Raw genomic sequence first — 14,018 nt, forward strand, 5'->3', positions numbered from 1 at the left:
ATAAAAATTTCTGCCAATTTTTTCAAAAAATCAACTTTTAAAATATTTATAGATATGAAAAAGATCATCATTACCGAAAATCAATTACAGAAACTTTCAAAGTTCATTCGGGATAAAAATGTACCTGTGAAAACACATAAACTCAACCTAATCAACATTGTGCAGAACCATGAAAAAACTAAATGATAAAATAAGGACTGAAAAAGATACACTCTATATTTTCAGTAATGACTTCTTTAAAGAGGTTGAAGGAATAACTGAAAAGGAGAATGAGGTTGCACAAAAGTTGCTGTCATTTATAGGAACCAATAAAGATGATGAAGAAGAAATCATGTTGGTTCTTCAACCTAGGCAACTTTATCATTTTTTGATTAATATTCAACGTAATATTCAAAAACAAGGTAGTTGAAACATGAATATTATCGTTGTTCCCCTTTCGCTCCAAATGTAATCTTTGATAAAATTTTCATATTTTAGAAACACAATAATATTTCAAACATGGGTTTACTGACAATATTTTATGCGTTCATACTTATTTTCCTTGGTACCTGGTTAATCTACAGAAGTATAAAGAATTTTAAGTAATAAAGATTAAATCCTTAATTCAAAAACAAAAAATAGGGATCACGCAATTGATATTCTTGGATAACGGATATGGATTTAATGGATTTAAATGACTCTGAAAAAATCTTATAAACTACCTCAGAATTTACAATTACTTCCTCATTTTTTTGATACAGTCCCTGTTTTGGACGAATGATCAGACCAGCTTCAATAAACATGGGTATCACACTATACATAGCAATCTCTGTGGCTCTGTTCCCTCCATAAATACTTGATAAAGATTTTTTGATGGTTTCTCCATTGACCAAATCCTGTACTGATAAAAACTTTCCAAGTAACTGTAGTGTATCAAATGCAAATGAAAAACTACTGTTCAATAAGGCAATTAGAATATAATTGCGATCCTGTTTTTTTTTGATAGCCTGTTTGATTTCAGCCTTATGGTTTTCAATAAACTCTATTAATGGACTTTTTAAAATCACCTTATTAACTATTCTAAGTGACTTTTTGATCCTATTTTCCCCCTTAAATTCAAGTTTTAACTGTTCTAAGATGTATGCCTCATTGTAAGAATCATTTAGAAAAGAATCCAATGCCACGTAAAGAACATCTAAAGGGATTCTTTGATTGATATCGATCGACTTATACTGCATGGTTGATTTGTACAAACGGGATTAAAACTTCTAATAAGTGGGCTCCTCCATGAGTGACCAAGACATCTTTATTCGAGAAACTCAGGTCATTCTTAAAATAAATTGCCTGTTCTTCAATAACTACAGAATCAATAATATCAGGATTATTACCAAGAAACTCCTCTTGCAGAAATTTTTCAGAATATTCTATATGTCTTTCACTTCTGCTTCCTGATACATTAGCACCTAACTTCTCTCTTCCATTTAATCCCCTCCAACCTTTTGATTGAAGGTTTCCATGATCTGTGGTTAAGAATACATTGAATCCTTTTTCGATTAGTTCTTTAACGATTTGATCGATTCGACTTCTTTCAACCCAATTTTTCGTCAGTGTAAGCAAATCTATATAATCTGTGGAACCATGCATCTTATCATCAAGGTCTTTAAACACTAAAGCAAGTTTAGAAACTGAATTAAGATTTGAAAAGTCTACTTTTTCATGTTGATAAACAACCTCATGTTTTTTCAAACCTTTGGATTTCCAAAAATTGAACCACAATTTATCTTCATTTATCGGACCTTGTCTATAACCAGTCTGAGGATTTCCTCCTCTAAAAATCGCTTGTCTTGACAATTGAGTTATGGAAGGAATCCAAGAATAAATAAGTCCTTCGTCTTTATTGACTGGTAAACGTTGATTGAGGAGTTCATATTGCCAAAAGGCCAGCCCGTCAATTACAATTAAAGCTACTTTTTGATCTGTATAATTAAATGCTAAGTAGTCTAAAATTTTGGATACAATCCTTGGTTTTTTGATGGCACTAGAGTTCTTAGTCTGTTGAAAATTGAGATCTAATTCTTTTTGGAAGTACTGGTTTGCCAAATTGACTAGTTTGTATAAACCATCAAACTCTGGAGTTCCAATTGTCTTTAACAATCCTTCTGAAATCAACTTTGAAACCACATACCAGTTGATTTTATTTTCATTCAAAAGATTCTCCAAGTTTGAAGTGAACTCTTTTATATCAAATAACGTAACCTTCTTCTTAGTATCTTCAACCTGAATATTCTTAATGAATTTAACGGTTTCATGTTTGTTTAAACCAATCAATTGTTCTTGACTAAATAATTGATCTAATACATCTAATTCTACTTGAACTAAGGTTGGTATATGAAAACCTCCTAAATAATTTGATATATTAAATTCTATTGAAAAAGAGTTGGTCTTTATATCCTCCAAATAATCTGAGTTATTGGTGGACAATAAGAACAGGATTTCTTCTTTTTCTCTAGTTTCAAATTGAATCCTTTGTTCAATCTTTGTCCCGTAATTTACTGCTATCCCATGCTTTTTTAATTCGAGATTTACGTCATTACGAAATAAAAACCTATCATTATTCTCAACGAGAAAAACTCTTGGACCTTTGTTTTTGAAATCTCCAGCAATATGTTGTATCAACGTTTTAGCCATTGATTCTAAATGTTATCAGTTGTTTAAGACCCGGAAGTACTTTTTGATTGGAATAAAATTCATGTTCCCATTCCTTTTGTTCATTTTCCAATCTTCGCAATTTAGATTGACGGATATTTTCAATACCAATTTTCTCAATTCTCGACCTCTGGTAATTATATGAATTTACTTTATTCGTCTTTTTGATATTCATTTTTGATTCCAACTCTACTTTTAGATTTTGGAATGAAGAAGACAAAACATCTTGAAGTTTTTCAAGATTGGAAGATGCCTTTATTGATTCATTTGTTGTAACAGGAAGAAGTTTTAGATCACCTTTGATTAACCTAGTCCAAATATCATTAGCATAAGCTGTATATTGTTTTCCATTGTCGGCAAGAAAAAAACACTGATAACTGGTCTTACTTTCTAGTTTATTAAGCGCACTAATTTCCCAAAGACTCCAAAAACCCAGTATTTCTTCTCCAGACTCAGATATGTAAGTAGTAATGGAAGATGCATTATCAATTTCTCCCACGCCATTTAGTAAACTTCTTATCCAACTGTTCTGTAAAGTGAGATGTTCTACATCTGGTTGGTTAAGTGCCACTTCTGGATCAAACGTCACTTTTTTCTTTTCTCGGTTAACCTGAATCTCTGTATATCCTAAAAGATTTTTTGAAATTGATCCTTTATGAATAAAAACATACATTTCTATCAATGACTCTAACCAGTGTGGCAACGGACTATATTTAATATCTGATGCTTTTTTAGGTTCGATTTCATCTTCAGATACCTGAGGTAAAATACCCTCTGTACTTTTATATGACCTTAATTTATTTTTTATTTCGTTCAACCATTTTTCCCCTGCAAAATCAAACTTGGATGGATCTAACAGGCTTTGGAGGTACAGATTATTGATTTTATTTTGTTCAATGGTAGAGTCTAATACATCAGAAGTCTTATCAATACCAAGCTGTTCAATAATAAACGTTAATTTTTCTTGAATAACCTCATAGACTCTTCTATCCACTGAATTATCCGTAAGCATATTAAATGCTTTAACTTTTTTCTTTTGACCAATTCTATCAACCCTACCAATCCTTTGCTCTATCATCATAGGATTCCAAGGAAGATCGTAATTGAATACTATGTGACTAAACTGCATGTTCAATGATTCCCCAGCGGCATCCGTGGCAATCAAAATTTGGCATTCATTTTTAAATTTAGTCAGGTTTATTTTCCGAGTATCAATATCTTGACTACCATTTATCGTAGAAATACGAAAACCCTCCATTTCAAGGATTTTCTTCAGCATCATTTGGGTCGTTCTGAATTCGGTAAAAACTAGCACTTTCAAGTCAGGATCACCATATTCCTGTTGAAGAGTTCTGTATTTTTCAATAAACGCATCCGCTTTAGCATCTCTTTCTCTTTGAATACATGCGGTGGCTTTGTTGATTAATTCCCTTAAGTACGACTCTTCATCATTCAAAATTGCTATGGAAATTGAATTATAGATGGAATCAAAGTTAAAACCAGTATCCTGCTCTTCCATGATCATATCCATGTCTAATTGGTAATTATCTAAACCATCCTCCTCACCGGATTGAAGTCTTAACAATCGGCCTTCCATTGCCGATAATATTGCTGCTGTAGAACTACTTACCAATCGTTGAAAAAGTATCATAATCAGCCCTTTGGCTGAATTTCCTGTTTTTTTTGCTGAATTGAATCCCTTTCTAACATACTCTGTCACCTCATCGTAGAGTTCCTTTTGTAAAGCATGTTTCCTTGGATCAAGAGTCACATCAAACCGGACCGTTTCTCTTTCATTAAAAAGTTTATTTCCTTCGTAATCAACTGCAAGACGTTTTTCTGTTCTAATGACATAAGGTTCAATTTCCTTAATTTCAGGAAGACCATCTCCTGCAAAGGCATCAGGATCCAATAATTGTAGTATCCTTCTAAAATGGTCTGATTTGCCTCTATGAGGGGTAGCAGATAGAAGCATCACATTAGGAACTGTATCACATAATGCTTGAGCCAAAATATACCTTGAAACATTTGGATTAGCTCCTCCCATTTTATGAACCTCGTCAATGATAATCAAATCAAAATTGGCTTTCAAGACGGCCTCCATACGGAATTTATTGTACTCCTCTACTTTTTCTTTGGCCCAACCTTGTCTATTAGCGATTGGCTTCAAAGAATCTGTAGAAACTATAATTTGGTTATGTTGCTCCCAAAAATTAAACTCCTGATCAGCATTGATATTAGAAAAAGTACGAGACAGAGAATTGATCAACTCGGAGTCATAAATGTGAAAAACCTCATTAAAGTGTTCTTTTAACTCGGATTGCCATTGCATCATGGCAGATTTAGGTACAATGACTAAGATTCGATTTACTTCACCACGAAGTTTTAATTCTTTCAATATTAGACCAGCTTCAATGGTCTTTCCCATACCTACCTCATCCGCTAATAAAAATCGATTTTGGTGTGATTGCATTACTTTTTCAAGAACCAAAATTTGATGAGGAAGTGGAATTAAACTACTTTCATAAGGAGCTAAAATGATTTTTTTTGAGATTTCGTCTTTTATCTTGGCAGCAATAGAAACAAATCTAATGTGATTTAAATCCAGGCCATCGGAGTCTGATTCTAAGTCATCTTCAAATACCTGCTTAAACTCATTGGTTTCAAGAATTCTAATCCAAACTACCTTTTGACCAAAGACTTCTTTTTTTCCTAATATTTCAATAGCATTCCCTTTATAGTTCATCGATGATTCTAAATTCAAAGCATTTTCTTGTTATAAAATATGTGATTTAGTTTTGTTTCAAAAATATAGCCCCATTTTCCTTTGTTTTAAAAAGGTAAATCAGGATTTCTATTTCCATTAATTCTATTATCTAAATCTTCCACAAACCTAGCTATTGTGTCAATTGTCCTATTGACATACCCTTTATGAAGAAGCAGGATAACGCCATCTTTGGTTTTACCATTTCTATGAACCATATCATGCCTATCTTGAATAATTTTACAGACATCTCCGTAGGCTGGAAAACTTATATCAAATACTGTAGAATAAATTTTATCTACATCAACAATTCTGTGATAAAGTGTATTCAATAATTTTTTCTTAACAAGTTCTTCTACTCCTTTTCTTGATTTTTTTACTTTAATTGAATTGTGTATTGTATTTTTTGAATCAGGTAATGCATCAAAATATTTCCAAAAAACATCATCATCTCTTAATACCTTATTTATTAATAAATCTGCTAAATACTCTTCTAAACAAGTAATTGCTCCTGAAAATGTAAGTTTATATATAATCTGATAAATCTCTTCATTTGGAAAATCTAAGTTTATTAAGAAACGTAACTTACCGATCTCAACCATGAATTTTCCTAATGAATCAGGATTGGTCAAAAACGCATCAATTTGGTCAGAATCAAATTCATTAATATCATCAAAAGTCAAGATATCCACCTTCGTCTCATCCTCATCTATATCTGGGAGATTTACATAGGCTCCTCCAAATCCACATCCAATAAAGACTCCATATTTCTTTGAACAGACTGGACATTCCAATACATAATCTTCTTCTTTAAGACTCTCAGAATGATTTTCTCCTTCTGAATTTGGCAAAGGAACCTGTAACAAATCTGACTTAATAATACCGTAACAATTAGTATTATTACATTGAAAAGAAATTTTCACATAACTCAAAGCTATTGCAGGGATATCAAATTCAGCCATTTTCAGTCAAATTAAACCCTCGAACTTGCAATATCATAAAACTGTAAGAGCACCTCATCTTCCATCAATAGGTTATTAGGAATACGATCTCCTACTTGAACAATGGTCTTAAAGTCCTTGTCTTGATAACACTGTTTGAATCCAGCTCGAAGGGATTCAACCCTTGCCTCTTTGATTTTGCCTTTTGGTTTGTAGGCTTCAGACTTGTAGTTCTCAAACTGTTTGAGCAATCTTTTTGTACGAAGCTGCTCCAAATCGGCCTCATTCTCTGGATCAGGAAGGTACCATTGCCCTTTGTCGTTTTTCAAAAAGTTTTCTTCAAGGATTGTTCTCATCTCAGGAAGACTATCACCCTTTCTCATGTTACCAGCCACTTCTTTCATCCAAAGAGGATGAAGATCTTGTTCCGTTTTTGGATTTTTTTCAAGAAGATTCCTAAGCCAGTAAATCGCATCCTGTTCATTGCCCACGAAGATGCTCATTTGAATAAAATTAGGGACTTCAGATTTTTTACGGTCATACTCCTGAACTTGCTCATTGGTAAAAAACATCCCATCTCTTTCAATAAAACGCTCCCGAAGACCTAGCTGAAACTTACTGGCATCAATTGGGACTGGTAAACCTCTTTGTACATAGAAGGCGATCAAACGATCAAAAAGGATTTTAGGGCTTCGCTCAATGATCGCAGTGGTCGAATTACCAGATGTAATATGGACAGGTAAATGATCTAAATGTTCTGAAACAAAATCCCAAACGCCTACATCAATATGTTTATTTTGATTGAATCTTTGGTCAAATTTTGATGACGGCTTGTAGCAAGAAATTACCAAATCTTGTTTTACTGCTGTTACTGTTGTAACGGCCTTAAAACTTCCCTGTTTTTTGTCAATTGAGGAGATGTTTGCAACAACGAATCCCGCATTTTGAATTGATATTTGAATTCCATTCCATACAGCAGCACTTGTATTACTAAACTCTACAGTCATCCATTTCCCTTTTTTCAAGATTCGGAAGTATTCTTTAAAACATTTAGACATCAATTCTTGATAATCAAGAATTGATTTTTTTTGAAATTTGTTTTCGATAGCTTCTTTCAAGGAGTTAGTCTTTACTTTAAGCCATGACTCCCACAACGTATTCAACTCTGAATACATAATATTACCACCAAAAGGCGGATCTGTAAATATGTAGTCAATACTTTCACTACTTATATTTAAATCCGTAGCACTATTTATTGAAGTAGCTTGAGTAGAGTTAATTAATGACAATGCATGAGATATATCCCTTAATTTCCCCTTAAGTAATTTAAATACATTAGTTTCTGCATTTAATGATGAAATATAAAGGGTCCCATTTAACATGCCATTACCCCTGTTTCCAAGATTATACCGGACTAATCGTGATGACAATGAACTTGAAATTGAAGTAAAAAGTAGAACTAAGTTCCTGTCGTTTTTAAACCTTTCCCAAAATTCTGAAAGAATGAACAAATTTCTTCTTGTATAAAAATCATGTAAATGCTTGATACCATGAGATTTTTTTGGTTGACTAGTATTAAACCCATCTATCAGAATTGATTTTGGAAAAAAATATTTAGGTTTTAAGTTTTGTAAATTATCAATCAAATCTAGGTCGCTTTTTTGAACTAATCGTTCAAATCTTTTTTTTCCAGATGAATAATTAACAAAAACAGGAACTTGCTTAGTTACTTGTTTCAGCTCATTTGATAAGTTATCAAATACTGTTTCGAAATTTTGTGAAATATTTTTTTTGGAAAGATCCAAATGACAATTAGAACAACTAAAACTTGATTTTACTTTTTTATTTTTTTTATCAACGGCTTCATTAAAAAAGATGATTTCATTAAGGCAGTTATTACATACCATTACATCACTCCAAACTAAATAATTTATAACCCCTTCAGGAAGACCCTCAAAAGATTCAACTTTGTAAATCCACCCATATTTTTCTTCTAAATCCTCTACAATAGAAATAGATTTATCAAGAAAAAAACTAGTGTTATTTTCAATATTATAATTAGAGCATATAACTGAAGCTATAGGACTCAAATCACTACAAATAGCATTCCTTTTACCCCAAACAACTTTAGATGTTTCTCTTTCTATTTTATATTTTAAATCATCACTGGGATTTCCACACATACTTGCAGCTACACCTGTCATTCCAGTTCCTGCAAAGCCATCAAAAACAATATCACCAGGTTGGGTATAATGAAGGATATATCTCATTATTGCGGGATGAGGTACTTTTGTGTGATAGCTATGGGCATTATAAATTGGGTTATTTTTACCTTCACTTACATCTGCGGTATAGGGTTCTGATACTTCAAAATCTGTTTTCCGTAAACCCTTTTTCTCAACTTCTTTTTTCTCCTCTTCCCATTCAGCGATAAAATCATTCAGCCATGGATTTGGACATGCCGTATAAAAGGGTGGGTCACTGAGGTTGATGATGTCTTCATCTTCTCCAATTGGAAAACCTTCCATTTGTTTTAGTTCGGGAAGTTTTTTTCGAAGTTCTTCTCGAAAATAGGACCTTCTTTCCTCCTCTGAATTGAACTCTTTACCTAGAACAACTACTTTATTACCTTTATCTGTATTCGATATCATATCCTTCTACTTTAAAACAATTCTAATTTTATCACGCTCTTTTCCTTTGGAGACTTGGTCAATATACGTCCTAAATGCCTCAATTGCCTCGTCTGGGGTAAGTGGTTTGTTAAAGGTAGATTTCATTTCATCCACATTCATTTCTACCTTCTCCAATCCTTTATGCAAATCCATAATCGCATTTCTAATGATTATGGCATTATCTTTTGAAAGTAAGACTGAACCTGTTTTGAAATCTCCAAGTAATTTTTGAGTCTTTTCATCCAATAGGTTCATATTCCTTTTAACTACTGGATCTTCTAGTGTTTCTTTTAATGTGTAGTCCCAATGATCCAATAAGTCTTTCAGGTCTTTCTTCAGTTGGCTAATATTGAAACTATCTGCACCTATAAAATCTAAAGGGTTGAAATCATGGAAAGGAGTAGTTAATATGAGATTTTTATTGACACTACTATCCGCAGGAAGAAGTTTATGTGTTTTTTGAAGCCATATAAGATACTGGCCTGAAGAGAGGAAATCTGCTTCTTTTAACACATCACAAATAGCCTTTTCTTCCGAATCCAAAAGAGATTGTTTTAAGGTATCATCTTTTTGACTAATCCGATGTTTCAAATACAAATCCAAGTACCATTCTGCATACCTTTCTTTGAGCTGTTTTAGTGTTTGTTGGTAGAAAGTAAGCTGATTCGTGTCATTTGATTCAACGACTTCAGGAAGTTGGTTTAGAATACTTGTAATTTCATCCTTGAATTCTGAAGAAGTAATATACTGTTTACATTGTTGGAGATAGTAAATATCCTCTTGAAGAGATTGTAGGTCATTGAGTCTTTTTTCTAATTGTTCGACTTCAGCTTTGTAGGGGAGCAGCCTATTGAGATCATCAGCTGTAAAGGTAAAGTTCTTGATTTTTGCCTCAGACGTATACGTGGAAATCTTATCACAAAAACCTGAAAAGGCTGTAAAATGACGGCGATATTCAGATGCCTGATCTTCAGTTATAATCTCGATTCCTTTAAATGTATAACCACTCTGAATTTTGTTCAGTAAAGTAACAGTACGTCTTGCCCAATCATTTGAAGCACTGACCAAATGTGTGTAGGTTGAAGGATCTTTGAGATGATTACTCAAATCTCTTCCTAACAAACCAATAAACATGGTTTTAAGAACTGCTAAATTCAGACCTTTAGGAGGTTTGATATGAGTGAATGAGAAAAAGTCCTGTTTTTGAATATCTTTGAGGTCCTGAAGATTGGTTGAATTGATAGATTTTCCCGAGCTAAGGGTAATTTCAATTTCACCCAAAGCCGCCAACGTAGCCATTACAACAAACTCCAATTCAGCCTCAATCTTGAAATCTTTGGTCAACCACAAATCTTCACTTCGATCTACATATTCAATGATTTCATCTCGGTTGAGTACTTTTCCCTCCCCCTTGTCTTTTAACATTTTCAAAAGACTCTTTGCATAAGGTGAATGACTATAATCTAGCATTCCCGGCACCCAACATCCAAGACCTTGAAGAATACCTTCTCCATCTCTATTGGCCTGTTCTGGATTAGTGATTTTTACAAGAGCCTGCTTGATTAAGCGGTCAAAATTATCCTTTGCTAATGGAGCATTCAATTGAGTGAATTTTGGATAATTTGGTCGTTCATCATTGAACCAATTCTCCAATAAAATTGAGGCCACAGAGGAGAATATTTGTTCCTTGGATGAACCAGCACCCGGCAAAGGAAAACCATTGAGAGGTAATTCCTCACCTTGGTAATCTACTTGAGTAATTTGAACATATTCTTGATCAAATAAGGCTCTCGCCTTTTTATTCAGTTCATCTATTTTCTGACGATAGATTGCTTTTTGTGAAGTATCTGCCCGAACTTCTAAGGCAATGGCAGCTCCGTATAACGTGACTGCGTCTCTAAACTCTTGAGACAGATTATCAAAAATAAAATACACTTCATCCTCTTCATGATTACGTGTTTTCTTACCTTCTTCAAAAATAGGCATGAAATATAGGTAGAAATGCTGTCTTGGATGAGTTGTGGATTTTTGATTGGGATTACCAAAGAAAATATATCCATCACGATATGTCTTGTGTGATCTCCAATCAATGCTATGTTGCCAAATCTTAAAACCAGTACGGTATGTTTCAGTTGAAAGAAGAAGACTTAATTCTAAGAATTTAAAAAAGTATAAATCCTTTTGAGAATCATCCATGGTGCCAGCATAATCCCGGATTTTTTGATCAAAGTTTATACCACCTTCAATTCGAAGGTGATATTGACCGTTTTCTACATCTTTATCAAAATATTGACCTGAAGTAGCAGATATGATTTGATTAGCAGCAGTATCGATGATATCAATCAAAAATTCACGGTCTAATGCCAATTTATCAGTCAGGCAGAGATCGTCTACCAAGTATTCGGCATTTGTTCCGTTTTGTTTCTGAAGTTCATGTTGGAGAATTTTAATAGCACAGGCGTTTACTATCCGCTTCGCCACGGGTTTCTTTGAAGATCTTCCTCCTGTGAAATAGGATTCGATCTTATCACCGATAGTATCTGTAATCTCTTTAACTTTCCTGATATCAGGAATAGCCATCAAATCCTGACTCTTTTGAATGTCTTCCCAGTATCGGTCATAAGTGAGTAACCCCGGATTATCAAGTGGTACATCCTGTTCCAATATATCGGAAAATTGATTGGATAAGGTCTTAAGGATCTCTCTCTGACTTTTACCGATTCTAATCTTTTCAAAGTTTTCAAAATAAGTTGGATGAACAGGATATAATTCAATATAATCCTGAGTACGGGCATGCATGTCCGTGAATAGATTCAAAAAAGGATCAAGATGCCTTCTGATTTTTTGTTTTTGATGTTCGTCCTTCCTGAGTAATCGGTTTTTTACGATAAATGCCACGTCTTCTTTCGTGATCATGATGTCCTTATATCGATCATTCACTTTTTGAAGCATATCGGCAGCAAATTGGAATTCAGAAGAATGATATATCATCTCCTGCACACCGAATATAAATTTGAACTTTGATCTATCACATGCCTGACCTAAAGCTTGAAGAACTGCCAAATCCTGATTGAGTTTATCAGCAGAACTTCTCCCTTTTAGATATGCCAGCATTTCATCAATAACAATAAGGAACCCTTTATCAGGAAACTTTTCCTCAAACTCCGACATCATTAAAAGAAGCTTATCAAAGTATGGTTTTGGACCATGTCCATCAAACGAGAAATTGATACCTAACCCCTTTAGATATTCTTCCATCTGATAGGTGATTACCTCCCAAAGACTTTCTGTATTACCCAATTCAAAACGTAGAACCTTAAATTTACCAGCAATAGTTTTTAAGTCATTCTTAGGTTTTTCATCATTGACAAGGTTAATCAATCCTTCATTTTCTGCCAACAAAGAAATTAATGACATCAGGTGGGATTTACCTGTACCATAATTACCGACTACCTGTAAACCAAAAGCCTCTCCAGAATAATTCATGTCTAAATTCCTAATCATCAAAGGAATTAGTGTGTTTTTAAAAGTGTCCGAGAAGACAAAAGTTTTCACCAAAGATTTTTGGTAATCTTCTTCATTTGTTCGGCTGAACTTGACCACCTCAGTGATTGGTTCAAAGTTTAAGAGTTCTTTGTATTTCATATATGAATATGACTTAAGTTCTGTACATTAATTTTGACACCATTCTCTTTAGTTAAAAAGAATAGCATATTGGATTCCATTTCACCATCCCACTTAATCAGTAGGACTTGGTTTAGGGAATATTTATCAATCAGTCTCAGGAAATCGATTTTTAGTTCTGGTTCGAATAGGATTCCAAGATTAAAAATCGCTAGGTACCTACCCAGTACATCACTGGTTTTGATCCCATGCTCAAATATTCTGTCTAATTCAGATAAAGCCCTCATCGAGAGTTTGGATGTATCCTTCAAATTATAGATTGCTTCAGAAAGTGAGCGTCCAACGTCCACATAATCAAGAATTGAGATATCATCTTGATGAAAGATTATTCGATTTCTTGCATGCGAATTGATATAATTGAGCACATTTTCGGACAAAAAATCATTCATTCGATTTTGATTTATTCTTACTTATTAAAAGATCTGAAACATCAACTTCCAAAAGTTCCGCTATTGCGTAAAGAACCTCCAATCTAGGTTGTTGACGATTTTGAACATAGGCATTCACCATATTGTAACTCTTCCCCAGCTTTTCAGACAACCATGTCTGAGTGAGCTTCTTTTCTTCGAGAACTTCTTTGATTCTGTTCATGATCAGGAAATGTTACACTGGAAAAATAGCGGAAATTTTTGAGATATCTTATATATTGAGATACTATCTTTTAACCAAGTAGGTTGTTAATGATTTGTTCAACGCAATCCAATTCAAAAAATAGATCTTAGAGACATTATAAGTTTAATTGTTGAAAGTCCTTATTATGACCTGAGACAGACTTTTAATCGTTTTTTTACACCTGTAGGTTTCCTGTAATATCCTTGACTGGCATCCTGAGAGGATGAAGAAAATTATTGATCGCGACAAATCGTAAATTGACGAAAGGTGAGATTCAGAACTTCCTTTAAATTGTTAAGAAGTTGGTGGTACCTGAGATGGTAATGTAAATAATTGATAGCAACAAATCGTCAATTTACGAATGGTGACATGTCTTTAACTTCCTAAAAATTTGTCAAGAAGTAGGAGGTACCTGAGAGGGTGAAGTAAATTCCCCATGAATTTCAAGTCAAAATTATCATTTATCAGCTGCAGCTTCTGTCAATAGGGGGAGCTAGTGAGAAAAAGAGGTCAGAAACGACCTCTTTTTTGTTTTTATACCCATCAAAAACCCCCTCTACACCCAATAAAACGGATCAGTCTTAAAATCTGGGGAGGTTCAAAATTTAGCCATAGATATTAGCTAGTCTAAATAGGAAGAACTCTACATTTGAAACGCCT

The 14,018-nt window shown here is 33.7% G+C and carries 9 protein-coding genes; 1 reads left to right on the forward strand and 8 read right to left on the reverse strand.

Going from position 1 to position 14,018, the window contains the following annotated elements:
- Nucleotides 1-169 precede the first annotated feature (169 nt).
- A complete protein-coding gene (locus CHB66_RS16410; protein WP_089242500.1) occupies nucleotides 170-409 on the forward strand; it encodes a hypothetical protein in 240 nt (79 codons plus the stop codon).
- 190 nt (nucleotides 410-599) lie between these two features.
- Here the strand turns inward: CHB66_RS16410 and CHB66_RS16415 are convergent, their stop codons facing one another.
- The 8 genes from CHB66_RS16415 to CHB66_RS16450 form a co-directional block, all read right to left on the reverse strand.
- The gene (locus CHB66_RS16415; RefSeq protein ID WP_089242501.1) at nucleotides 600-1,217 is read right to left on the reverse strand and encodes a hypothetical protein; all 618 of its coding nucleotides are present in this window, start codon (nucleotides 1,215-1,217) and stop codon (nucleotides 600-602) included.
- Complete coding sequence (locus tag CHB66_RS16420; RefSeq protein WP_089242502.1) at nucleotides 1,207-2,667, reverse strand: PglZ domain-containing protein; 1,461 nt, start codon at nucleotides 2,665-2,667, stop codon at nucleotides 1,207-1,209. Before CHB66_RS16420 ends, CHB66_RS16415 begins: the two co-directional genes overlap by 11 nt.
- A complete protein-coding gene (locus CHB66_RS16425) occupies nucleotides 2,660-5,449 on the reverse strand; it encodes a DEAD/DEAH box helicase (RefSeq protein WP_212668473.1) in 2,790 nt (929 codons plus the stop codon). Before CHB66_RS16425 ends, CHB66_RS16420 begins: the two co-directional genes overlap by 8 nt.
- Before the next feature lie 68 nt (nucleotides 5,450-5,517).
- Nucleotides 5,518-6,411 (reverse strand): hypothetical protein, encoded by an 894-nt coding sequence (locus CHB66_RS16430; RefSeq protein ID WP_089242504.1) that lies wholly within the window; start codon nucleotides 6,409-6,411, stop codon nucleotides 5,518-5,520.
- 11 nt (nucleotides 6,412-6,422) lie between these two features.
- Nucleotides 6,423-9,041 carry a DNA methyltransferase gene (locus CHB66_RS16435; protein ID WP_089242505.1) on the reverse strand — a complete coding sequence of 873 codons (2,619 nt, stop codon included), beginning with the start codon at nucleotides 9,039-9,041 and terminating at the stop codon, nucleotides 6,423-6,425.
- A 6-nt stretch (nucleotides 9,042-9,047) separates the two neighbouring features.
- Complete coding sequence (locus tag CHB66_RS16440) at nucleotides 9,048-12,707, reverse strand: DUF6079 family protein (protein WP_089242506.1); 3,660 nt, start codon at nucleotides 12,705-12,707, stop codon at nucleotides 9,048-9,050.
- On the reverse strand, nucleotides 12,704-13,135 hold the full coding sequence (locus CHB66_RS16445) for a hypothetical protein (RefSeq protein ID WP_089242507.1): 432 nt from the start codon (nucleotides 13,133-13,135) through the stop codon (nucleotides 12,704-12,706). Before CHB66_RS16445 ends, CHB66_RS16440 begins: the two co-directional genes overlap by 4 nt.
- Nucleotides 13,128-13,337 (reverse strand): helix-turn-helix domain-containing protein, encoded by a 210-nt coding sequence (locus tag CHB66_RS16450; RefSeq protein WP_089242508.1) that lies wholly within the window; start codon nucleotides 13,335-13,337, stop codon nucleotides 13,128-13,130. Before CHB66_RS16450 ends, CHB66_RS16445 begins: the two co-directional genes overlap by 8 nt.
- Nucleotides 13,338-14,018: the final 681 nt, after the last annotated feature.

Source organism: Belliella buryatensis, from assembly GCF_900188245.1.
Taxonomy (GTDB): domain Bacteria; phylum Bacteroidota; class Bacteroidia; order Cytophagales; family Cyclobacteriaceae; genus Belliella; species Belliella buryatensis.